This window comes from Enterococcus sp. AZ156, from assembly GCF_051714165.1.
Classification (GTDB): domain Bacteria; phylum Bacillota; class Bacilli; order Lactobacillales; family Enterococcaceae; genus Enterococcus_B; species Enterococcus_B pernyi.
In genome coordinates, this window is the sequence record NZ_JBIORI010000001.1 from 2,454,234 (window position 1) to 2,479,408 (window position 25,175).

The window sequence follows — 25,175 nt, forward strand, 5'->3', positions numbered from 1 at the left end:
CACCTCCTTTTAATCCACAACATTGATTTTTACATCAATATTTGAGGAATTATACGCGATGTCTGTGTCTTCCAAATCAAACGTTTGAAACAGTAATACAGCCTCCTGCGTACCTGTTTCAGAAAATACTTTCGTCAATTTGATGGGACTAATTCCTTTTCCTGGTGCAACAAGTTTGCTTTCATATAATATCTCTCCGGTTTCTTTGTCTGTTAAAGTAAACTTGAAGAAGCAAGGATTATCTTCTGGATTGAATAAAACCGTATCGATGGTATCACTCCCTTTAGTTAAGGTAAACGTGCCATATCCTGGAATCAAGATTTTGGAATCATCGATATTTTCCGGACGTTTCAGCTGAGACAAATAATCTTCAGCTTGTGGATCAATATCTGTTACCGTTTTCTGATTAAAAAAATAATAACCTACAAAAAATAGCAGTAGTACTATTAAGATAAAAAGAAAAGGATGGTATTTTCTTCCCTTGACAACGATGTATTCTTTGTCGTTACAAGGAATATAGCCAACAGTTTGAAATCGTTTTTCTGCGTAGGTTCCAATAGGATACATCGTTAATTGCTGTTCTCCTACTTCTTTTGTAATTCCTTCTTTTTTCGGTGGTTTGTTGTTTTTTTCGATTTCCCCTATGACCAGGTAGTTGCCATCGGGATGGTGTTTCTCCATTTCTTTTTTTGATTGATAAGTTATGTAGCTTTGATTTTGTTTGTCATAAATTGCTTGTTTTTTCTTGTTTCCCATCTTAAACTCCTTCATACTACTAAAATTACTTAAGAATTTCTTCTGTAAACTTAATATATACGTGACATAAATAATATAAATAAAAAGTAACACCATTTTTTTTTCGATTTTTAAAAAAGTGATTTTTAATCGTTGACAAATAGCAAATACCTTTATTTGTGTTTTATAGCACAATGCTATCTCTTTTTTTATTCGAAAAAAGAAGTAAACAAAACTTTTGAGGGTTATCTCAATGTTTTTTCTACTTCTTTAATTTACTTACTTTTTAACTAAATATCATTTTTTATTTGGGAAAACGCATGATTCTAAAAAAAAGTAAAATCTTTCTTTCAAAATCCTCTCAGTTATTATCCCTTTTTATATAGAAAGAAAAAATCATTTGTAAAAGAATAAAAAATAGGAACGAAATTATTTTTGACAACTGTGATTATTTCGATACCATCATTTAAAAATACTTTTAATACAGCAAAAACTTCGAAAGAAACAAGAATAATCTAGTCATTTTAGTACGAGCTAGAATCCTGTGTTTCTCTCGAAGTTGTCTTTTTTCTCTTAAATTATCACATGCAAATAAAGATAGCTCAACATGGGTACCCCATTTAATAATAATCCGTTAATGGCTAGATATCGATCACCTTTTAAATTGCTTATTTTCCAGCTAGTGAAGGCAAAGGCTATTCCGATCAACCCAAGGATGAAGATTACTATCCTTGAAAAATGAGGTGCAAATAGATGAATAAATCGCGCATCATTGATATACACACCAATCAAAATACTGAGTATTCCTATACTTTTCATAATTAGTTCTTCCGATTCTTTCAATGTTAGGGGATGGCTTCCGCTACTTCCCTTAACCAAGCCCAATCAACAGATAAAGATAACTCGTAATTGGCAACAAATTAACTAATAACCCGACACTGGCAAAACAAGTATGGAAAGTGCCTTTATTTTCTTTTAAGCTAAGTATCGCTAAGCCGATTCCGGATAAAGCGATTAAAAAAACTGGGATGACGGTATCAAAAATCATTTCAAAAAACTGCGTGAATAATGCTAAATTAACATAAATGCCAATTAAAATACTAATAATTCCCAGATACTTCATTTAGATGCCTCTCCTTACTATTTATTTTTATAAGGCTCTTCTATAACGATTTATCGTTCTTTTTCCTGTTTGTGCAATGGTCCTTGTGATTGCCTTTGTTGATTCTTACGATGAGATTTTTGTTTCATTTCCTCTAAAAATTCTTTGGTTAATTTCGGTTTAGGCGGAATAACTGGTTTACCTGCTCCTGATACTTGGTCATAAATCGGCTCCTTTTTAGGAGATGTATTTTCATACGTGTGTGGTTGCAGCAATTTACGACGCAGTGGTTTTTTTGGTGTTTCTTTCTTTGGCTCTTCTGATTTAAAATTTTCCTGCGTAATAGTAACATAAAGACCTTCGTCAGATACTTGATCATAAATCGGTTCTTTTGTAACTGGGTCATAGATTGATTCTGGATCAATCTCATCATAGATATGCTCTTCCTCTTTTTGAGAAACTTGATCATGAACCTGCGAGTACTCTTGAAAAAAGACAAGTGGTCGTTGATGTTCTTTTTGTGGCAACAATTTGACCATCTCTTCCAACATTGCCCCATAATGTTGCGGTTGCGATTGTGGTTGTGGTACTTGTTTTTTTTGTGGTAATTCTTTTGGCTTCTTAGATACTTTATTTTTGACAAATTTTTCAAATTTATCAATCAATTTTCTTACTCTACCCATTTCTACTCCCCTTTAAAAAATCTTATTTTTTATCTTATCACTCGTTCATGATACGCTTCTTCCAAGACCAGTTTTTTCTTTTTTTTGAAAATAATGAGAACGAAATAATTTGTTTAACAAATTATTGGATCACTCACTAAAGCAATTAGCGTTCTAGATTTTCCTTTTTTACTTGTTTTTCTGGTTCTTCCTTTGACTTGTTACTGTCACCTTTTACATTGGCAACTTCACTTAACGTCCGCCTTTCAGCAGTTTTTTCTTGGTGAATAGCTAAAGTTGCTCGGATCGCTGATTTTACTGTTTCAATTTCTTCTAAATCAGACAATTGAAGTGATTCTTTTACTAAAAGGCTACTTTGCTGCCCAATTACTTGGGATTGTTTTAAATAAGAAGATGAATAACTATTAGGAATAAAAGAAACGTCTATCGCTGCATGTGATTTTTTTTCAAATACATCATCATTTTTTTGACCATATTTTTTAATCAGCTTCGTTGTTTCAATATACTTCCCTTTGGTGTCATAATTTTGGTTTTTCCTTGTTAAGTAATCTCCTAATAAGTCATCAATTATTTGGGTGGCCTCTTGTGTATAACCTAATTTTCTTATTCGATTTTTGATTATTTCAGCCAAAGCTACTGTAATCGTTCTTGCGGAATGATGAGGAATCTTTTTCAATTCTGCTGGCTCAGATTGAATATAATGTGTCTTACTTTGTTGTTTATCCCCCAAAATATGTTGCATCGCAGCACTAACAGATTTAATGTAACAATTTTTTGTATAAAGTTGAACATCGTATATCTCTTTTCCCCAATACGATTTAGAAGCAATTTTTTTTAATTCTTCTTCTAAAATTAAGAATTTTTTTTCTCTAGTAGCCACAGATAATTGGATACTTTGACCAATAATAGAGGTACCAAATCCTAAAAGATAAGATAGTCTTGTTCTCATGGCTTCACTATTTTCCAATTCAAATACATAAGGTATCGCAGCTTTTATATTTGGATTATTTGATTCACCAAAAAAACTTTTTAAATAAGACATAAATCCTGAATTGGCTTGTTCCTTAACAACAATAGTTGGAACACTTTGGCAAAGTTCTTGACTGTAGTGCATTCCCTTATCTAATATTGTTAATTCTAATACATTCTCTTTATTCTTAAGTACAATCACACTGTTATGAGCTCCTTCGCTGGAAGGCGCTTGGATAATAGGTAAAACTAAAAAAGAATCTGAGTTATTCTTTTCCAAATTTGCAATTGATTGTTCCAATAAGTATGAAGATCTAGCGCAATAAATACTATTTTTTATGGAGTTCTTTATTTTCTCTACATCCCTATCAATAAAAGAATCCGTATAGATTGTTAGAAAATCTAAATATAATGTCATAAACTCTAAATTTAAATCTAGTCGATCTAGATAATCTAAAATTGTAGTTTGGCTGGCTTTCAAATTGGTATGCTGGCATAGAGCATCATATAAAAGAAAGGCATAATCTTGCCCCTCTACCAATTTTTTTCTTTGTTTTTCAACTAATAAGATATTTTGACGAATTTCTTCATCACTTAAAGGTTGATAGTTAGCTACCAACTGATCAAAAAAATTAGGTGTTTGAACAAATCGATCATATTCTTTATCACAAACCTTCATGACTTCGTCATATAATTTAAAGCTAACAGATAAAGTAACTTCAATAAATTTTCTATACTCTGTATTGCTTAATTTCCCTATAATCATATTTCTTTCATTAGAATTTAATGAAGTCAACAGGCTCTTAATTTCTCGTTTGTCCACTGAATCTTGTGCTAATAATCCTTGTAACAATTGCAGTTTTTCTTCAAGCATATCACTCACTCCTTTTCTACTATGATAGCCTCGGAGAAAAAACGAGCCTTTTATTTCATCATTATTTTCATAATTTTGATTTTTATGATTTAATAGACCTTAAGTGGGAAAGAAAGGGTTGTGAACAGAAAAATATGATTGAAGAATTTATTGAAAAAGATGTCATTCGCCGAGTAAAGTTAGTGGAATATATTTTCGAATTAAAAACGATTAGCTTGCGTGAACTGAGTAAACGTCTTGGTGTTACTGTCAATACCATAAAAACAGACATCCAAAAACTCACAATAGAATTAGCACCATTTATTACGTATAACATGCTAACTACGACACATATCACGATATTATTTTCAAAAGAAGTAACTGATTATGAATTGGTAAAAGAAGTGTACAAAGAGTCTCACTTTCTTAAAGTCGTTGCTCGGTATTTACTGGGGGAAACAAATTATCTAACAATTGTTGAGGAAGATTTTGTATCAACAACAAAAGCTTTTCGCACTAAAAAAAATGTAGAATCTTTTTTAATTACCCAAAACTTTCAACAAGTTGGTGAACAATTTAAAGCCGATGAATTGACTTATCGGATGCTTTTCGTGACGATTTGGATGCGTACAGATCTTGTTAACAAAACAATCGATCAGAGGCTACTATTATTAGCCTCTTCATTTGTGAAACAAATCTTTGAAACTTTTTCTTCGAATTACCATTTAAATAACCGCCAATATCAATTTTTGCTTTACCATACGTACCTTTGTCTATCGAGATCAGAAAAACAGCTGTTTTTTGCAAATGAAATGACTACTCAAACTAGAATCGAATACCAGCAACTTTCAGTAATTGCAAAAAAAATTTTCAAAAAAAATGAGCTTACTTCAAAAAACCTGACTTTTTTAACTGCAATATGTAGTATTCTACCAATTCGAGCAAAAAATTATTCCGTAATCGAATTAAATTATCAAAATGAACGGGTGCGGATTATCGAGAATCAACAGCAGATCAAACATTTAATTGCTTTATTTGAAGAAGAGTTTCAAACAGTTCTTTTTCATAATGAAAGCTTTGAGATTCCATTGATTTATTTCGTATATTCATTATGGGAAAACATTCAAAATTATTATTTAGAAAGAAACTACTATTTATCTACAGAACAACTTTATTATGTATCGCGGGTTGAAAACGTACTTATCCGTTGGAAAGAAACGACTAATGATCACTCGCTTCATTTTAATCCATTATCTATCGTGAAATTCACTTCTGAAATTTTACCTTGTTTGACTATAAAAAGAAAGAAAAAATACGTTTGTATAATTATTGCAGAAACGGAGTTATCTCATATCCTTTATCGTCATACACTCAAAAAATGGTTGAATCCAGAATTTCTCTTTATCGATGAAAATCTCTATTATTCGGTAGATGATATCCCTGTCTATCGTGAACAATGGCCCCATATTATTGTCTGTGAACGAACTTTGCAAACAAGATACACACAACAGGAGCCCAATTTCTTTTACATTTCAAGAAATACCTTGCTAAAAGATACCAAATATATTATTGATTCTTTTTATAAACTTAACTTAATCGATTTGAACCATTCTTATAAATAGGAAAATGAATAACATGTTAGGAGAACTGATTTTTTTCAAAAACACAAGCTAGTAGCCGACTACTAACAAAAATGATTTTTTCTCATTTTCTCTCATAAAAACAACATTTTTTTCATTTTTTTGAAAAAAATGTTGTTTTTTTTGTTTACTATTATTTTTGTGCTAGTAAAACAAATAAAAGGAGAATAGGATGAAAAGAAAAAAAATTCTAATTTATACTTGTAGCTTATGGACATTATTTTCAGTGACTACACCAATATTTTCTAACGAAGTCACCTCTTCTAATGAGGAGGCTGCACCGGCACATTTGCTGTTCCAAGACTCAGAGCAAGAAGTTTTCTCTTTGGAAAACGTTGAAGATCCTACAGACGGTCCCACTGCGATTGAAAATCCTTTAATTACTGGAGAAACTATAATTCACCAAAGTACTTCATCAACCTATGACGAAGATGCTTTTTCGGCTACTGCTAGGAGTAGTCAACAAATGTTTATCCAGTCTATTGCAAGTGATGCACAACAATTAGCCCATAAAAATGATCTCTATGCCTCCGTTATGATTGCGCAAGCGATTGTCGAAAGTGGTTGGGGAAAAAGTACGCTAGCTTCTTATCCAAATCACAACTTATTTGGTATCAAGGGCAATTATAATGGACAATCCGTTACGCTACCTACGCAAGAGTATCTCAATGGCAAATGGGTAACAGTTCAAGCAGCTTTTAGAAAATACCCTTCTTATAAGGAATCTTTGGAAGACAATGCAAAAATTTTAAAAACGACTTCTTTTCAATCTGGCGTTTATTATTATAGTGGTGCTTGGAAAAGTAATACAAAATCTTATAAAGAAGCAACAGCCTGGTTAACTGGTCGTTATGCAACCGATCCAAATTATGGATCAAAATTGAATAATATTATCGAGACATACAATCTGACAAAGTATGACAGTGTTTCATCAAATAACTCAACAATTTATTCAGCAATGTATCGTCTGTACAATCGGCATACTGGTGAACATTTCTACACATTGAACGCTGCTGAAAAAAATCAATTAGCTAAAATTGGTTGGCGATACGAAGGAATTGCGTGGTCTGCACCTAATCGAGGAACGGCTGTCTATCGTTTGTATAATCCGAACAACGGCGATCATCACTATACATCAAATCAAGGGGAGATCAACTCACTCACTAAGATTGGCTGGCGGTATGAAGGGCTAAGCTTTTATTCAGGTGGTTCAAAAACAATCCTCAGGTTGTTTAATCCAAATGCCAAAACAGGCACGCATCATTACACCGCTGATGTCAATGAAAAAAATACCTTGGTAAAAAGAGGTTGGCGGTATGAAGGTGTTGCTTTTCATGGAAATTAATATCTAATAAACAGGGGACTTCTTTCCGGATATGAGGAAGTCCCTTTTATATGGCTTATTGTCAATAAGGACTGATGAGTTGCGAAAAATGAAATCTAGATCAGAATGAACCTCATTCTGGCTCAGATTTTTTGTTATCTAACTTTGATTAATTGATTGGTCAAAAAGATTCTAATTTTCATGTTCTCAAATGATTTAAATCCGTAGGATACTCGTTTCATTGTTTTTATGTGGGTATTCTTTGCTTCTATTTTTCCATTGGAGTAAGGATAAATCATCGCATTGGCCATGCCTTCTTAGTAAGTCAGAAGGTTTTGATGTTTCTCACGAAAGCCGTCATCTAACGTTTCGGGAAGTTCTGCCAATAAGGAGAAAAACAAGTCAGGGTCTTTGTCTCGAAAAGCTTCAACTAATTCATGGAAAAAAGGGATACGCCTCCTTTAGGAGCGTTGGAAATCTAAGCAATCGATCAATCATCATTGCTTCAGTAAGAAATGGATATTTAGGTGCTCGGAAACTTTTCCATGTTTTATATTCATAGTGGTTAATGTTTGCACGATTTTTTAGCAGAAAGCGCCAGTTCTTTTTCAGTTTTTCTGCATGGCTTTTATGTCCGGATTTACGCAGTTCATTCATTTCACGGATACGCAACTCGTTGAAAACTTGATTCATGTGTTTGACAATATGAAACCGATCAATCACTACTTTCGCATTTGGCAAAACGTGTTTGGTGAGCTGGAAGTAGGCGGCGTTCCTGTCTGTGACTAAGAATTTTACTTCTTCTGGATTGGTGCAGCCCAAAAAATAGTTTGTTAATCGAGGTAATTTACGCGTAGGTAAGATATCAATTAAATTACCTGTTTCTCCATCTGCGCAAATAAAGCTCATTTTATCTGCTATGGAAGTGTGCAAACGAATCAATACTTTGGGTAGAATCCTCTTAGTGGACTTTGGTAAATAGCTTTTAAACTCTTTCAATGTACGAATAACGGTAGTCAAAGATACCTGACAGCTTTTCGCAATAAAAGACAAAGAGACTTTTTCAGTCAGTAAAGAAGCAATTTTATATCTGACATGATTCGCGATTGAATGTCTTGGGCGGACATAATAGCTTTATGCAGTCCAATGGGTTCGACAGTTTTTACAGGTATAGCGTTGCTTTTTTAAGCGCATAACCATTGGCATATGATCGTATTGTTCAAAGGAGACAATGATTTCCTTCTTCCCATTTTTCAACACAATTGTTTTCCCGTTTCCATCTACCACACTAGAACCACAACTTCTACAGGCACGAGAATCAGGTGAGAGAATGGCATTAATGACCAATGTCTTTTCTTTATGAAAGATCTCGTAAGAGAACTCAGTAATCATCAAATTTTTATCTATTAATCTCAGCATTTTTTTTGATAGAATCATTCATATACCATATCGTCCTCTCAGTTGTTTATTTTGTGGTGATTTAATCATACTAGAGAACGATATGTTTTTTAATATCTAAAATGAAAATGGGACTGAAGAATCAATTTTGATTCATCAGTCCCATAAATTATAGAGCCTTTTATATTTAATGACCCAATCGTCAAGCAATCTCTTTCAGTTCTGATTTTCTGGCTAAAGCTAATTTAGTGACACCATCAGTTATCTCAACAACTACTGTTCTTTCTAAAATAGTAACAATACGAACTCGATACGTCTCATTTTCTCCAATTACTTTGCATTGATACATTTTTCTTTTATCCAAACATCGTTGCATTTTTTTCTTCTCCTTTGTTATTTTGATCAATTTCTTTCCTCAGTTAGAACCTGGTAGTTCGCTTAAATAATTTCTATACTTTATTCTAACAATCGGTTATTATCTTTTTTTTTCTTAAAATGAAAAAAATGGCACTGATTCTTAAAATAAACTATTTTATGAACACAAAAAATAAGAAGAAGTATCAAAAAAGATACTTCTTCTTATTTTTCTCATGTTTTTTAGGATAAGTATAGAGAATAACAATGGTATCTGTAATATCTTCTATTAAATGATATTACTCTTAAAATATACCTCTTTTTTAGCCTTTTTATTTTCCCTTTTTTTTATCATAAATCAATTTTTTATAAAATTAAATGAAATATTCTTAAGCGATAGTATGTTTAACTTCTAATGGTAACAACTTTATCTCATTTTAGCTGTAGAAAAAAATACAGGAGGCAAACCACGATGAATATAGAAAACTATATGGAAAAAGATATCATTAGAAAAGTCAAAATTACCGAATACATGTTTGAACACAAAACCTTAGTAATTAGAGAACTAGCTAAAGAGCTTGACGTTACGTTCAATACCATAAAAAAAGATCTCTCTATGCTATTAGTACAATTATCGCCTTTTTTAGATCATTATGAACTTTCCGCTACAGTAGTCACAATGATTTTCACAAAACAAACAACAAGATACGATTTGATTAAAGAAATTTATAGTGAATCTAAATTTTTGAAAGTTGTTGCTCGCTACCTTCTAGGTGACACCAACTATTTGAGTATCGTGGATGAAGAATTTGTTTCGGTCACGAAAGCATTCAAAATCAAAAAAGAAGTCGAAAACTACCTAAAAAAAGAGAAACTTTTAGACAGCAACAATCACATTAAACCCAATGAACTACTCTATCGATTGATTTTTGTTTCGATCTGGCTACGGACAGACTTCTTTTCTGAAAAAATAAACAAGGATTTTTTCAAAAGAGCCGAACAATTTGTGGCAAAAGTATTTGACGTATTCGATGTGTCTTACTTGCCAAATGATCGAGAATATTCATTTTTTTTATACCATACCTATCTTTGTATAGAACGACCAGATGACAATTTAGTTCTATCTAATTATAAAAAGTCTAGGATTAATAGCTCCTATAACAAGCTAGCCGAAATTTCTGATTCAGTACTAGCTGAATATCATTTGTCCGATAAGAATCTTAAACTATTAGCTATATTTTGTAAGCTATTAATGTTAAATTCAAAAAATTATTCGATTGTCAATATGAATTATCATTTGGATCGGCAAGAAGTCATTGAAGACCAACCAGACATCCAACAATTGATTAAAACAATCGAAATTGAATTTAAGATCCCCTTGAGGAACAATATGATCTTTGAAGTACCGTTTATTTATTTTATTTATTCATTATGGGAAAATACGCAAAACTACTTTATTGAACGAAATTATTTTTTAACTGTCTATCAAATGGGCATTGCGGATCGTCTAGAAAAAATCTTAATTCAATGGAAAGAATTGTATCACCCAGATGAAAACATCCATTTTAACAAAACAGCGATTATTCGATTAGTTTCAGAAATTCATTCTGCTTTATTGAGTAATCATATGCAGAAACATTTATGTATGATTGTCGCTGAAAATGAATTATCTCATATTATTTATCGAGAAAGTTTAAAAAGATGGATCAATCCAGAATTTATTACGATGGACGATCGAATGTACTATTCAGCTGATCATATCCCGATCTATAAAGACGATTGGCCTCATTTTATCATTTATGAACGTTCATTACTAACAAAAGAAGAGCATCATCTTGCAGACAGTCATCTCTTTTATATTTCAAGAAATTCATTATTGCAAGATATCAAGTTGATTCGTGAATATCTTTATGAAAAATCTTTGCTTATTCATCAGAAAAAAACAACATAATTTGTTTTTATAAATTCCTTCCACTAAAAAGTTAGAATCCCTGATTACACTAAGTGGATTCTAACTTTTTTGTCTATTCATCTCGCATAAGATCTGATTTTGTCCGACTTTCCTTATTATCTCTTATTCTTGATTAACGACATAAGTGAGATGTTTTGTGCTCTTTGACTGAAACATGTGAAGAACTTTTTTTTGAATGCGAGTTTAGCTCTACTTTTTTTAGTATCTCTCTCAGTGCTTGCCCATTTTGTTCTGGTCTTTTTCGTAATTGCACACATGCGGCGCCTATTTGAAGAAAATCTTGCATATTCTTTTGCTGTTGTGTCACTGGCTTGATCTGTCCGTTATCCATCGGTTGGGAAAGATAAATAAATTCTTCATTTGATTTCTTCCATCCTTTATTTTTCTCTTCGCTTTCTCTTCTACCATGGTTCATTCTCTTGAATTTCTCAAACAATTTTTTCATTTCTACAGTACCTCCACTTTTTTATAAAAAAATGATATCAAGTTACATTTTTCTCTTGAAATTTACTTCATTTTTTTCTCATAAAAAAAAATATTGCCTCTTTTTCAAGTAAAGTTACCATTCAAATTAACTCTAACTACAACTATTTAGCCGATCGCTCCTTCCTTCTATCTAAAGTTTAAAGAAAATGATTGGTTGACAAGAGGATGTAAAAAAAACAATCAGCTCTGACGAGAATAAAAAAGATTTGTTTAATAGCTTTTGATATTTGAAAAAATCTTGACTTATTTCAGAAGTTAACTTTTGAGCATCATTTATTAGAGATCATGAGAAGGCTATTCTGCATCAAATGATAATTCGGAATAGAGAATAAAAGCTTCTCTTATTTTTGATCTGCTTTGATTTATTGTTGAAGATACATTCCTTTGGATACTCTTTATTTGGAAATAGGAGGGATAACTATATGATTGTTTCCCCTTTGGAATTTCAGATATTTCCCCAGTTTCCTTCCTATTCATTCCCTATAAATGAACTATTTAGAAGAAATTTATGTATTTATTTGAAAAATTTGAACTAATAGACAGCTATAATTAGACCATTATCAAAAGTTAAGATAGAAGAAGTTTACGGAAAGAAAAAATACTAATCCTCTATATACTTTTGCTAAACATGATCCCTAGATTATGTCTACTCCAAATTCCACATTTTTAGCCATTGATTATGATACATTAAATGAGTGGTACTTTTTCATTGGTAGTAGTTTAGTGGCACTCTTAGCCGTCTATATTTAGTGGCCAATATTGAAAAATGATTGGCAAAGAAAAAAATGGTATTTATTTTATTTTTACAGGTTTATCGGTTTTCTCATGATTTTTTTGTTTACACTAGTTTCTCTCATGTTTTTTGAGCAGGGATCATTTAAAGAAAGTACCAACCTACATGAATTAAAAAAATTTATCTCATCCGTTAATTGCTCATCTTATGCCATTATCCATAGTCTTCTTCGGTCCACTATTGAAGAACTACTTTTTAGAGGGTATTTATTTAGTGAAATGAAACGACTTTTACTACATTTCTATGTTCTGTCTTACTTTTTACGCTAATTCATTTTAAAAAAATTACAAGAGATTCAATCAATTTTTCCTTATTTGTTTATTGAAGTTATCACTACGCTTTTTTATTCAAAAGAAAACGAGAATATTTATTATCCTTTATCTATACACATTATGAATAATTTAATAGCTCAAAACTTAATTTGGAGCCAATAAGAAGAGCCCTGTGCTTGTAGTTCATCCTTTTCTCATCTAAAATTATTCTAGAAGAAGATGCTCCAAAAGCAATACTTTGCCCTAAGTGATAACTCAAAAACTATAGAAATAGCTTTTTACCTTTTTTACAGTTTTATCGAAGGATAGCTTTCTGAATACCTTTTATTCAGAAGAAAGTATACAACCAAATTTTTGTCCCCCTCTTTTCTATAATTCCTACTAGTTATTTGTTTATGTATTGAAGAACATCTTCTACAGCTAAAAAAATGATTCAACAAACATCGATTGATTCTTTTACATTAAAGAATTTTGGATTTTCCCTTCCTGGTAATACTTATGAACTGATCGACAGTTTACCATCAAAAGAGAAGCAACTTGCTTTAATTGAATTGATGCATCAAATTGATCGCCACACATATCAGTCACTCTCTCTTTTAAGTCAAACGGAGTATGAAAAATTTTTGCAACAGCCTAATTATTTGGATGATCTGATACAACAATATATTCCTCTATCAACAGAACAAGAACAATTCTTTCGTTCAGTTCTCCAGTAGCAAAGAAAAGTGTTGTTAGAAAGCCATGAGTACGCTTCTTATCTATATAGCGCATTATGCCAGCATATGAATTTGAAATCAAGTCAGGTAACGCTTTTTGATTATATTCCATAATTAGATCTAAATTTAGAATATTTAACTTTATACATCGATTTTTTAACAACTAATCACCAATGTTTTCCGAACCGTAAAATCGAAAAAATCAAGTATTCGCTAGAAGACAGCATTTATTGTGATAGAAGCCTCATTTTATTGGAAAAAGCACTCTCGGCGTTAACAGATGATCCTGATTCATTTTTATTGATTCCAGTAACGGAATGCTGTTGTTCAGGACAATTGTATACAAATTCTTAGTTGATTTAAAAGAATAAAACTCATTTAAAATTGACTTTAATCGATAAAGCAATATTACTTCATAAAGACATTTTAAAAACTGTTCCAGTGATTACTTTACAACACAATAGGCAATTAGAGGAACAAACAGGAACTCAACAATCATTTGATGTCTTGCCTACGCGTAAATTGCCTCGATTAACAAGCTATTTCATAGGCTGCACCAATCCAAAAGAAGTAAAGTTCTTAGTCACAGACAGGAACGCCGCCTACTTTCAGCTCACCAAGCGTGTTCTGCCAATGCGAAAGTAGTGATTGATCGGTTTCATGTTGTCAAACATATGAATCAAGCATTCAATGATTGGCGTATCGTGAAATGAATGCGCTCCGTAAAGCAGGATAGAAAAGTCAGTCAGAAAAACTGAAAAAGAATTGGCGCTTTTTGCTAAAAAATCGAGCAAACATCAACCATTATGAATACAAAACATGGAAAAGTTTCCGGACACCAAAATCCCCACTTCTTACTGAAGCAATGATGATTGATCGATTGCTTGGCTTTTCTGCGCTCCTGAAGGAGGCGTATCCCTATTTTCATGAATTAGTTGAAGCCTTTGGAGACAAAGACCTGACTTGTTTTTCTCCTTATTGGCAGAACTTACCGAAACGTTAGATGAGGCTTTCGGTAGAAGCTTCAAAACCTTTTGCCCTATGAAAAAGACATCACCAATGCGATGATTTATCCTTACTCCAATGGAAAAATAGAAGCAAAGAATACCCACATAAAAAAAATGAAACGAGTATCCTATGGATTTAAATCATTTGAGAACATGAAAATTAGAATCTTTTTGACCAATCAATTAATCAAAGTTAGATAACAAAAATCTGAGCCAGAATGAGGTTCATTCTGACCCAGATTTAATTTTTCGTAACTCATCAGTCCTTATTGACAAAGAGCCGAAAAAAGCCAGTTCGCTTGTTACTTCACCATTTATTTGAAAATAACAATTGTAATCAGACTTTTCTTGATGCTCCGAAAGTCCGGACTTCGATCACCATATTTGTGTTCAAAAAATAAAAGAAACTTCACAAAATTTGCAGTATATCCTTTGTAAATCTCAACTTATGTTCAAAGAAGTCCCTTTTTTGTGTCTATTGCATAACAAGCCAAATGAAAGATTATCTCTCTACTTTTGTGCGTTTGTTTTTTAGACATTCTTAGTTAACGAATCGGTAAAACAGTTCGTGGATTCATTAATTTGGTTTTTAATAGAGAGTTATCTTTACACAATTCCAAGTGTAAATGTGGTCCTGTACTATTACCTGTTGACCCAACAAATCCGATCACACTCCCTTGACCCACTTGTTGTCCTACGCTAACAACATAACGATCTAGATGGGCATAAAGCATCGTTGTCCCATCTTCATGTTGGATGACTACATAATTTCCCCACGAATAATGGGTATCTGCCATGATTACTTTTCCTGCTTTAGCCGCTTTGATTGGTGTCCCCATAGGTGCTGCTAAATCAATTCCACGATGAAATTCTGAACCACGTATGCCAAATTCAGAAGTTACAGTATAGGAATCCAATGGCATGCAGTAATTGGTATCACTTACTATCACTTCTTTCGCTTCATCATATTCCGTCAACTCGTAAGTTTCGATCAACTGGTCCAACTTATCTCCATAATAGATGTCGGTAGCATACGTTCCTGTTAAAGCTTTAGTAGCATCATGGTAACTCGTTGTTTTCGATTTCCAAGTTCCTTGATAAAAAGTTGGATTACCAATCAAGCCGTTTTTCATTAATTTCGCGTAATCTTGGAAGCTCTCTTCGTAGCCACTATATTTTCTAAATTGTGCAAGGGTAACGGACTGTTGCCCATAACCATTATCTTCTTGCGTAGCTAGATATACACCTTGCTCATTAAATGCGCCTTTAATTCCGAATAAATTATAATAAGGAGCTTGACTTAGAATACTGGATCCTGCACCTGATTCTAAAATGGCTTGTGCCAGAATCACTGATGCATATAAATCATTTTCTTGTGCAATTTTTCGCGCATCTTCGCCAATTTTTTTAATAAATAGTTCAATCGATTCACTTTTTGCACTAGTCTGCTTACTCGTTTCTTGTCTTCGGCTATCATTAACATTTTCTGGATAAATTGGCTCAGTAGTGAATTGACTTAAATCTGGTTGACGGATCGTTGGTGGCGTTGGCCTATGGAAGTCTGGTTTTGGAATGTTTATACTTCCAGAAGGATGGGGAGTTGCTCCCATATTCGTACTACTTTGTTCTTCTTGCGTATTTTCGGTTGATTCTTCCAGTTGTTGGCTTGACTCAGTCACGTCTGTTTTATTATCATCCGTGCTTTCGGTTGTCTCTGTCGAACTAATCGTTGCGTCTCCCACTGTACTTTCTGTTGTGCCTATTTCTTCATTTATTTGACTACTTGAATCACTTGTACTTGTGGTTGAATCTATCGTACTTTCTTCAATAAAAGATGAATCAATCGTTGCCTTATCCTGTTCAGATGCAAAAACTTTATTCATTTGTGTTGCGGACGGCGTAGCTAATAACGTAGCCACACAAAAAAGTTTTGACATTTTTTTCATTAAAAACTCCCCTTATCCCTAGTTTATTCATTTCGTTCTGATGAATTATTTCCTTCTGTTTCTATCGCTTCAACTTCTTCTTCAAGAAGCTCTTCAAATTCTTCAATATCCAATTCTTCATTTAAGCGTGCCAGCTCTTTCTCAGAAAGACCTTGTAATTTGCTAAGATCAAACTCGTCTCCCGCTATCGATTCGATATCTGCTGTCTCTGATTCTTCTTCTCTCGAATACCAATACTCTTTATTGACATCTCCTAAACGTTTATAATTTTTATGCTTTTCAATATTGTATTTTTTGGATAGGAATGGATGAACCCCCCTAATTTTTAAAATACATTCTTGCCCTTTTAAGCTAGCCACTTCATCCGGTTCCATCAAATTACGGCCTAATTTTTGGAAACTTTCATTGTAAGAACCATTGGCACCTTTAGTCACACTAATATTTCGTTGTTCAATTGTTTCTTTTCCTAATAATTTAGAAATATATTCATGGGTACTTTGTTCCATTCCCCCTAGATATAAAAACGTATCACTGGTACCAATGATTGTTTCCCAAGTATCTTTATACAATGTTTTTAACTGACTGATATTCTGTAAAATCACATTGGTTGAAATTTCACGACTTCGAATAACGGAAATAACTTTTTCAAAATCAGGAATCTGTCCAATATTCGCAAACTCATCGAGGATACAACGGACATGAACAGGGAGCCTTCCCTTATAATAATTATCCGCTCGATGGACAAGCATATCGAACAATTGTTGGTACATCATACTTGCCAAGAAGTTGAAACTTGTATCAGTATCGGAAAGTAAAATATACAAGATGGTCTTTTTATCCCCAATCGTATCCAATTCTAATGTATCTTTTGAGACCAATTCTTTGATACTTGGAATATCAAATGGTGCTAACCGCACCCCTAAGCTGACGAGAATAGATTTCGTCGTTTTGTCTCCTGACAATTTAAAGATTTTGTATTGTAGTACCGCAAAGTTTTGTGGATCTTTTTCTTCTAATTCTTGGAATAAAATATCCAACGGACTTACATAGCCTGGTACATCTTCAGGAATATCTGCTAAACGTACCAATTCAACCACACTGGATAACGTTTGATCTTCTTCGACAACTTCCTGTAAAAGATAGCTAAAGATTGCCATTAATAACGCAGTTTCAGCTTTTTCCCAGAAATCATCGCCACCTTTTTTATTCGGATTAGTTGTATTTTTAATCAAGTTATTGACAATTTTCAGGATGTCATCTTCGTTTCTTATATAGTTGAATGGATTATAATGGTTACAATTTTTTCTTGAAATCAAGTCAAAAATTTTGATTTCATAGCCTTCTTCTTCAAAAAGTTTTCCTGTTTCACTCAATAACAATCCTTTTGAATCACTAACTACATAAGAAGAGTGCATTTGCATCAAATTTGGCTTTACAAAGAAGCGGGTTTTCCCACTACCAGCCCCCCCGACAACAATCACATTTTTATTTCGGTTAAAGTTATCGGCTTTGGTAATTTTCATTCGTCCAGATAAAGACAATCGTTCTGTTTCGGTTAACAAAATATTGAAAAACTTTTTCTTATCAATAAATGGCGCAATATCTTTACTTGTCCCCCATCTTGCACTACCATACTCTTCATCTGTACGCATGTTCTTCTTGCTATATTTATGATATAAGACGATCATTAAATACAGAGTGATACCAATGATACTAGCGAAGTAAGAAGAACCTCCAATCGTAAAATGAAACTGCATAGCAGATAATTCACGTGTTAAAGTATCAAACGTATTTAAGAAATTACCAACACTATCTGGCGTTGTTACTTTATTTAACTCAAATAGAATATAAAATCGGTTAAAAATATAACCAATTACACTACACGCAAAGAGATGAAAAATCAACCCCATTGGTATTTTGCTTTTCATAGCCATTCTCCTGTTTTTATTTATCATAAAAATTGCTATTGATAGAAGACTCAGCTCCTATCAATAGCGTCTTTCTTTCTATTTGTTTTTTACTTTATTTTTTTTGAAGTAGAACATACTTGCTCCCAGTAAAACAATCCCCATCAAAGTAATCCAAATCGATTGTTTTTCTCCTGTTTTTGGAAGCGTACTTGCACTTGCTGTACTTCTAAATTTCTCACTTGTACTACTTGTTGATGTTATACTTGGTGTCGATGGTTCAGAAGGCGTATAAATAACAGGTGTTTTCGCTTGTGAACTCGTTGTACTAGTACTTGGTGATGTTGATTGTTCCGTGTTCATTACACTAGACGTTTCTGTCGTAGTTGAACTTGAGCTAGTTGACGTACTTGGTGTTGTACTTGAACTTGAGCTAGTTGACGTACTTGGTGTTGTGCTTGAACTTGAGCTAGTTGACGTACTTGGTGTTGTGCTTGAACTTGAGCTAGTTGACGTACTTGGTGTTGTGCTTGAAGAAGTAGTAGTATCAGCTTTTACAGCTACATTTACGGTTCCTAGATCTAGTTTAGTATTTCCATTGCCTTCAAAAATAACGTTTTGTACTTCTAAAGAAGGGTTAAGCCTATTACCAGTCGGATCCACTACAGTAGTACCAAGCTCTATCGCATCAGCAGTAACTTCCAATGGAATCTCTGTATCCGTAACATCTTCATTTAGCTTCACACTTGCTGTTATTTCTAACATATTATTAGTAGTAACATTGCTAGTAATATTTGTTGTTATATTATTTGCTTTAGTTCTAGAATCTATAGACAGTCCCCTTACTTCAAATGTTCTATTATAATCATCATTTTTTCCATAATACATTTGAGTATAACCAGGTACACCTAAATTATTATTCCCAGCAATTCTTTCAATCCATTCACCACTACCAGCAGTTACTACTACCCATGTTGGAACTTCAATTCTAAAAGTTACTTCTGAATCTTTTTTTGAGTTAATTTCTACATTAGTAGACTCAATTTCATGCTTCAGTAAATTATCAATATACGCTGTGTGACCTTCAATTTTTAACCGATCTGCTAAATTTTGTCCTTGGTAATTTCCCAAAAATATAGCCTCTACATTTTGAGTTGCTGTGGATAACATACTGGTTCCTAAAACTACCGTACCCAGCAAACTCAATAAAATTCTTTTTTTCATTAGTTTTTACTCCGTTCTATTTTTTATTAAAGGCTTTGCATACTCTTATCTTTTTCAATTTTATTATTTACTTTTTTATTTTGCTTATTAGATTCTTTTACAACTCTATCTTTCAATTCAGACATCAACGATTTTTTTTCTGATTTTGATAAGGAAATAGACATATTTCTTAACTCTTTTGTTACTTTATCATAATTATTATCATGTCTAGAATTATCATGTACTATAGATTTAACATTAGATTTTTCGTTACTTTTTTCTAATTTTGACAAATTATTCGACATATTCCTTAATTCTTTTGTCACTTTATCATAATTATTGTCGTATCTGGAATTGTCAAAAACTAAATCTTTACTTTGATTTTTTGTTTTAATATATTTATTTTCAAAATATTTATCTAATTTGACTAAACCATATTTTTCAAATAATTGAACACCTATACTAATTGACCCACCGACAATTGCTACTGCTCCCATATACATCAATCCAGTTATCGTAGATGCTGTCAAGATAGATCCCATTACTGCAGGCATCAGTACGAGCCCTACGCCTGCCAAAGCAACAGTTACACCTAAAATTATCGCAACTGTCTTCCAATTTCTCCGAACAAATTTTTTAAACCTTCCTTGATTTTGCTGGTTTCGTTCGAACTCTTTTTGTTTTACATAGGAGCGTACATCTAATCCTAGCTTTTTAGCTCTTCTAACTAAACGTCTTTTTCGGACAAATCGTATTAATTTAGGAATATAGTAACTTAAGCAAACAGCTGCAAAAGTAGCACCAACCGCAGGCATAATTAATGGTAATATTTGGAAAGGTACGATCATTGTCATCCACGCTGTACATAATGGCCATACAGCTGCAGGCCACAGATTCAACAAATAACGTAACCAGCGAATTCCGCGTGAAGCACGTTTGTTACGATTTTTGTGCCAGAAGTAACGGCCTAAACCACGTCTTTTCTTCTTATCATTTGGTTGATTTTCCTCATCTTGGGTAATTGCAGCTGGTTCGGTGTTTACACCGACATTTCTATTTTTTCCCTTTCTTGGATTATTGCCATTGTCTTTTGTTGTCTTTTCTTTTGGTCGTTCATCCTCTAACTGTCTATTTTTTTGGGGAACTGGTGGAGCTGGGCGTTTGTTCCGACGTTTATTGTTTTCTTCAAGATCTGTTTGGGTTTCCCTTTCTACCCGAGAATCTTTTACTGGATCATGCTCTCGGTCCTGACGATTTTTTTGACCTTTACGTTTATTTTTGTTCTTTCTGACATTTGTTTCTCCGAAATCAGTTTGTGTGCCGCCTTCCACACGTGTCGTTTTTGGCGGTACTGGTGGCACTGGTCCTTTGTTTCGGCCGTCTTTGCCTTGTCCCTCTTGGTCACCACCGATATTTTGGCCTTGGTCATTTCTTTTATTTTCTTGCTCTTTTGGTGGTTTTGGCGGTACTGGTGGTACCGGTCCTTTGTTTCGGCCGTCTTTGCCTTGTCCCTCTTGGTCACCACCGATATTTTGGCCTTGGTCATTTCCTTTATTTTCTTGTTCTTTTGGTGGTTTTGGCGGTACTGGTGGTACCGGTCCTTTGTTTCGGCCGTCTTTGCCTTGTCCCTCTTGGTCACCACCGATATTTTGGTCTTGGTCATTCCCTTTATTTTCTTGCTCTTTTGGTGGTTTTGGCGGTACTGGTGGCACTGGTCCTTTGTTTCGACCGTCCTTGCCTTGTCCCTCTTGGTCACCACCGATATTTTGGCCTTGGTCATTTCCTTTATTTTCTTGTTCTTTTGGTGGTTTTGGCGGTACTGGTGGTACCGGTCCTTTGTTTCGGCCGTCTTTGCCTTGTCCCTCTTGGTCACCACCGATATTTTGGCCTTGGTCATTTCCTTTATTTTCTTGTTCTTTTGGTGGTTTTGGCGGTACTGGTGGTACCGGTCCTTTGTTTCGGCCGTCTTTGCCTTGTCCCTCTTGGTCACCACCGATATTTTGGTCTTGGTCATTCCCTTTATTTTCTTGCTCTTTTGGTGGTTTTGGCGGTACTGGTGGCACTGGTCCTTTGTTTCGACCGTCCTTGCCTTGTCCCTCTTGGTCACCACCGATATTTTGGCCTTGGTCATTTCTTTTATTTTCTTGCTCTTTTGGTGGTTTTGGCGGTACTGGTGGTACCGGTCCTTTGTTTCGACCGTCTTTGCCTTGTCCCTCTTGGTCACCACCGATATTTTGGCCTTGGTCATTTCCTTTATTTTCTTGTTCTTTTGGTGGTTTTGGCGGTACTGGTGGTACCGGTCCTTTGTTTCGGCCGTCTTTGCCTTGTCCCTCTTGATCTGTCCCTATGCCTCGATTTTCAAAAGTCTTACCATTGTTTTTATCTTTCTCTTGCTCTTTTTGTCGTTCTTTTCGTTGAACATCCTGAACTAGAAATTCTAATGTCCCAGCAAAATGTGGACCTTGTGTTTGATCAAAGTCTTGGTCTTCTTGACGCTGCACAATGATTTCTGACTTTACGACTTGATGTTCTTTTTTTAGATTATCCAGTTGATCTGTTAATTTCTTCGCCTTTTCAATAAGTACTTCGCTTGGTTCATCTTCTTTAGGGTCAAGCACATTCGCCCATTCTACTTTTCCTTTGTTTTCTTGTGATATGGCTTTTTGTTCTAAGGCATTTTCATTTTGAAGTTCACGTAAAACTTTGATGATCCCAGCTTTTTCTGCTGGTGGAATCGTATCATTAGCTTCGATATCTCGTATTTTCTGCGTAATTAATTTTGCTCGTTTAGCAAGTATACTAATTTTAGCTGCACCGAGCATCTCGTTATCATAAGTAAAATCAGCCACACTAGCAGTTAGTTGATCATTTAACTTACTAATACGTACCAGAATAGCTTGTTTTGCTAACCCTTGAGAAACTTGATTTTCGTGGAAAAGTCCAGCATTTTCTGTAGAAACTTCTTTCGTTTCAATCGTATTCGCTTGCGTATTTTTATCTGCTTGTTGCAATTCATTTTCAGCTTCTTGTTCAGACAAGTGCTCAACAGGAAATTCTAGTTTTTGTCCTTTCAATTGATCCAAGTCATAAGTAAAGTCAACCTTCTCTTTTTGCAACTCTTTGATTTCTTTACTCAATCGTTTAGCTTCTTGATGCAAAATAGGCTCTCGATTTGTGCCTTGTGCTTCTAATAACTGAAGCTCATTCATCTGACGACTACTAATTAAGATGGCTAACTTCAACTCTATTCGCTGTAATTTTGCTTCTACTAATGATTGAGCTGATTTGACCTCTGCTTCTTTAGCTTTCATCAACTTGATGTGTACACTCGAACGATGGCGCGTACCTTCTTCATTAGATCTTGTTTTTCCATGGATCGGAATCTTCATCTCTGAACGCTGAGTATGAGGCTTCGGATCAACTATTTTAGCTTGATCTTTTCTCCCTGGAACATCCATAACACCTGGTTGAACCTCTACGTTAAACCCCAATTCTTTGGTTTGAGCCAATAAAGCTTTAATTTTGCTTCTGGTTTCCTCAAAAGTAGATAAATCTTTTTCCTGTTCGCTTTTTTGGAGTTCAGAAATTTGGCCAAATGCTTCTAAACGTTTATATGATTCTACTTGTTCAGATAGTACGACTTCAATTCTCGCTGCTGTTTCACGAATCAAAGATGCCCGTTTCCCAGTCGGTCTTTTAACTTCACTTTGGTAATCTTTTAACAGCGTTTCAAGTAATGAATTCCCTTCTTGTACTTTCTTAACTTCATGTTTTCTCTGTTTTCTTAAATTATCACGGATTTTATTGAATTCCACTTCCGCTTTTCTTTCTTTGTCTTGGTAATTTCGATGTTTTCTAGCTTCAGACAACTTGATCTTGTACTGTGCATAGCTTTCTCGTCCGTAGCTTTCCATGAACTTGTCCATATTCCAAGCATCATAGATATCTTTTTGCTGGAAAACTTCTAAACGGGTAATTTCACTTTGAACACGGAGAATCCCCTCATTAGATCTCTCAATAATATCGTTGTATTTTTGTTCGTCTTGGTTGCCTAGCGCTAGCATCCCAATTGCTGCTTCTTTTTCTAAACGATAGACGGTTTCTTGCGTTTTAAGATTTTGCATTGTCATTTTAAAGATGACAGCAGCTTCAGTTTTTAAGTTCTCTTTATATTTACTAGCAGAAAATTCTTGTTGTGCTGTTTCATAAACAGACTTTTCATAGCTAGGGATGGTTGCACTTCTATATTGTGTACCATAAAATTCTTCAATTGATCGAAGCATATTCATCACTCCTTTAATTCTAAATCAAATCTGTTTGTTAATATAATTTGCTGTGAAAATGCTCCCAGAAATTATCTGTGGGAATTCTAGAAATTTTCAAAAAATCAGCACTCAGTTTCTCCATATCTAAACTATTTTCAGCTAATACTAAATCATATTGATTCAAATAAGTGTAATCAATTAGTACATCGTCTCCTGTATAAATATCTAACTTAGTTAGAAATGGATAACGCTGTTTAATCAATTTTTTATAAAGTTTTTCTACTCCTTTACTACTGTTGAAGAAAATTGCAATACTTTTTTCTTTAAGTGATGGTTCGACAATATCAATCAGTTCTTCAGTGTCCATATACATTTCAATAAAAACTTCTTTCATACGTGAAGAACCAAATGGAATGAGCGAAGACAACCCACTTTTAACAAACTCTTTTTCAAATTGATCAATCAGCCAAGGTGAGCGTTTCACAATTTGATAATAAAAAATTTCATGGTAGTCAATCATAAAGGAATTTCGGTTAGAAGAAAGCAAAACAATCCGATACAATGCACTTTTTTTCTGTGGTGTTAACAACTCGGATAAGTTAATTCTTTCAAAATACTGGTAGAAGAATTGAACTGTTAACCGATAGAGTTGCTTTTCTTCCTGATTTAATTCCTCATATTCGATAATCTTGTGACTGATATAGCTGGCATTCACATTTAATAAATCCTGAATGTTGAATTTTTCGATTTCAAATCCATATTCCTGTTTTAATACGTCACACAGCTGCGAATTCCCCCGCATGATATCATAGATTTGATTGACGATATCCTCTCCTATCGGTCGAATATTTTTTGATTTTAAATTATAATGCTTTTTTCCAATTCGTATAATCCCAATCAGCAAAAAGAAAACTAGCTTTAAATAAAGATATAACTGCTCCTTTCGATTTCCACTGTTGGAAAACAATTGATTGCATTGAAATAGAGCATCATAAATTAACGTATATTGAGGTAAATTTGTTTGATCATAGATCTCTAAATACATTTGACAAAAGAATTCTCGAATTTGTTTTTCATCCCCTTGAATGGACAGGAATGGCAAGCTTTCAATTTCGATTTTTAAGTTTTTTTCTTTAAAAAAAAGATTGGTTCGGCTGATCATTCTGCGAATACTTGTTTCACTGACAAAGATTTTTTTACTCAATTCTTTGATTGTTAGTTCACGTTCAAAAATCATTTTTAAAGCTTGAACGGTTGTTGAAGCATTGAGAATTTGTGAAAATAAATCACTCAAGTTCATATCGGCTGGTAAATTAAGCACGATCTTTTTATTTTCTAGCTCGCGTAATTCTGCAGGAGCATATTTTTCATTAAAATCATTAATATCACCTAGAATCGTTTTATCGATTACACGAAGCCGATCGGCAATAACAGTAATATCATTGATATCTTTATTCACTAGTAAGACAATGTTAATTTGTCTTTCTGTCTGCTTTTCTAAAAAATTAATGATGCTATCACATCCCTGTTAGAAAAATAATCCTACATTT

The 25,175-nt window shown here is 33.7% G+C and carries 15 protein-coding genes and 2 pseudogenes; 5 read left to right on the forward strand and 12 right to left on the reverse strand.

The genetic code is table 11. From position 1 onward, the window contains the following. Positions 1 to 9 precede the first annotated feature (9 nt). The 4 genes from IGJ95_RS11750 to IGJ95_RS11765 all read right to left on the reverse strand — a co-directional run bounded on the left by IGJ95_RS11750 (position 10) and on the right by IGJ95_RS11765 (position 4,363). A complete protein-coding gene (locus IGJ95_RS11750; protein ID WP_438761944.1) occupies positions 10 to 756 on the reverse strand; it encodes a hypothetical protein in 747 nt (248 codons plus the stop codon). 850 nt (positions 757 to 1,606) lie between these two features. Beyond that, positions 1,607 to 1,858 (reverse strand): hypothetical protein, encoded by a 252-nt coding sequence (locus IGJ95_RS11755; RefSeq protein WP_077151606.1) that lies wholly within the window; start codon positions 1,856 to 1,858, stop codon positions 1,607 to 1,609. A 50-nt stretch (positions 1,859 to 1,908) separates the two neighbouring features. Next, a complete protein-coding gene (locus tag IGJ95_RS11760; protein ID WP_062804717.1) occupies positions 1,909 to 2,520 on the reverse strand; it encodes a hypothetical protein in 612 nt (203 codons plus the stop codon). 145 nt (positions 2,521 to 2,665) lie between these two features. Continuing rightward, entirely contained in the window at positions 2,666 to 4,363 is a 1,698-nt protein-coding gene (locus tag IGJ95_RS11765) for a hypothetical protein (protein ID WP_438761946.1), read from the reverse strand. On the opposite strand from IGJ95_RS11765, the gene IGJ95_RS11770 reads away from it, so the two are divergent. Then, positions 4,321 to 5,964, forward strand: coding sequence for a helix-turn-helix domain-containing protein (locus IGJ95_RS11770; protein WP_438761948.1), 1,644 nt, complete (start codon positions 4,321 to 4,323; stop codon positions 5,962 to 5,964). The two genes, IGJ95_RS11765 and IGJ95_RS11770, sit on opposite strands and share 43 nt — an antisense overlap. A gap of 190 nt (positions 5,965 to 6,154) precedes the next feature. Then, positions 6,155 to 7,327 carry a glycoside hydrolase family 73 protein gene (locus IGJ95_RS11775; RefSeq protein ID WP_084812819.1) on the forward strand — a complete coding sequence of 391 codons (1,173 nt, stop codon included), beginning with the start codon at positions 6,155 to 6,157 and terminating at the stop codon, positions 7,325 to 7,327. Between the two features lie 134 nt (positions 7,328 to 7,461). Here the strand turns inward: IGJ95_RS11775 and IGJ95_RS11780 are convergent. Both IGJ95_RS11780 and IGJ95_RS11785 read right to left on the reverse strand, forming a co-directional pair. Then, positions 7,462 to 8,747, reverse strand: a pseudogene (locus IGJ95_RS11780) (ISL3 family transposase). Positions 8,748 to 8,906: 159 nt separating this feature from the next. Beyond that, positions 8,907 to 9,080, reverse strand: coding sequence for a hypothetical protein (locus IGJ95_RS11785; RefSeq protein WP_157072110.1), 174 nt, complete (start codon positions 9,078 to 9,080; stop codon positions 8,907 to 8,909). Between the two features lie 450 nt (positions 9,081 to 9,530). Between IGJ95_RS11785 and IGJ95_RS11790 the strand changes: the two genes are divergently transcribed. After that, a complete protein-coding gene (locus IGJ95_RS11790; protein ID WP_438761951.1) occupies positions 9,531 to 11,009 on the forward strand; it encodes a helix-turn-helix domain-containing protein in 1,479 nt (492 codons plus the stop codon). Positions 11,010 to 11,142: 133 nt separating this feature from the next. Here IGJ95_RS11790 and IGJ95_RS11795 read toward each other — a convergent pair whose 3' ends face one another. After that, positions 11,143 to 11,475 (reverse strand): hypothetical protein, encoded by a 333-nt coding sequence (locus tag IGJ95_RS11795; RefSeq protein ID WP_077151611.1) that lies wholly within the window; start codon positions 11,473 to 11,475, stop codon positions 11,143 to 11,145. 1,534 nt (positions 11,476 to 13,009) lie between these two features. On the opposite strand from IGJ95_RS11795, the gene IGJ95_RS11800 reads away from it, so the two are divergent. Beyond that, entirely contained in the window at positions 13,010 to 13,297 is a 288-nt protein-coding gene (locus IGJ95_RS11800) for a hypothetical protein (RefSeq protein ID WP_438761953.1), read from the forward strand. A 486-nt stretch (positions 13,298 to 13,783) separates the two neighbouring features. After that, a pseudogene (locus IGJ95_RS11805) lies at positions 13,784 to 14,505 on the forward strand (transposase); the annotation flags it as partial. Positions 14,506 to 14,849: 344 nt separating this feature from the next. On the opposite strand, the gene IGJ95_RS11810 reads toward IGJ95_RS11805, so the two are convergent. From IGJ95_RS11810 to IGJ95_RS11830, 5 genes are all read right to left on the reverse strand, one after another. Then, positions 14,850 to 16,250, reverse strand: coding sequence for a peptidoglycan DD-metalloendopeptidase family protein (locus IGJ95_RS11810; RefSeq protein WP_438761955.1), 1,401 nt, complete (start codon positions 16,248 to 16,250; stop codon positions 14,850 to 14,852). A gap of 23 nt (positions 16,251 to 16,273) precedes the next feature. Then, positions 16,274 to 18,178, reverse strand: coding sequence for a VirD4-like conjugal transfer protein, CD1115 family (locus tag IGJ95_RS11815; protein WP_438761957.1), 1,905 nt, complete (start codon positions 18,176 to 18,178; stop codon positions 16,274 to 16,276). A 78-nt stretch (positions 18,179 to 18,256) separates the two neighbouring features. Further along, positions 18,257 to 19,381 carry an LPXTG cell wall anchor domain-containing protein gene (locus tag IGJ95_RS11820; RefSeq protein ID WP_438761959.1) on the reverse strand — a complete coding sequence of 375 codons (1,125 nt, stop codon included), beginning with the start codon at positions 19,379 to 19,381 and terminating at the stop codon, positions 18,257 to 18,259. A gap of 26 nt (positions 19,382 to 19,407) precedes the next feature. Next, positions 19,408 to 23,643: a hypothetical protein gene (locus tag IGJ95_RS11825; protein WP_438761961.1), complete on the reverse strand. Its 4,236-nt coding sequence runs from the start codon at positions 23,641 to 23,643 to the stop codon at positions 19,408 to 19,410. A gap of 37 nt (positions 23,644 to 23,680) precedes the next feature. Then, positions 23,681 to 25,084, reverse strand: coding sequence for a helix-turn-helix domain-containing protein (locus IGJ95_RS11830; protein ID WP_062804705.1), 1,404 nt, complete (start codon positions 25,082 to 25,084; stop codon positions 23,681 to 23,683). Positions 25,085 to 25,175 lie beyond the last annotated feature (91 nt).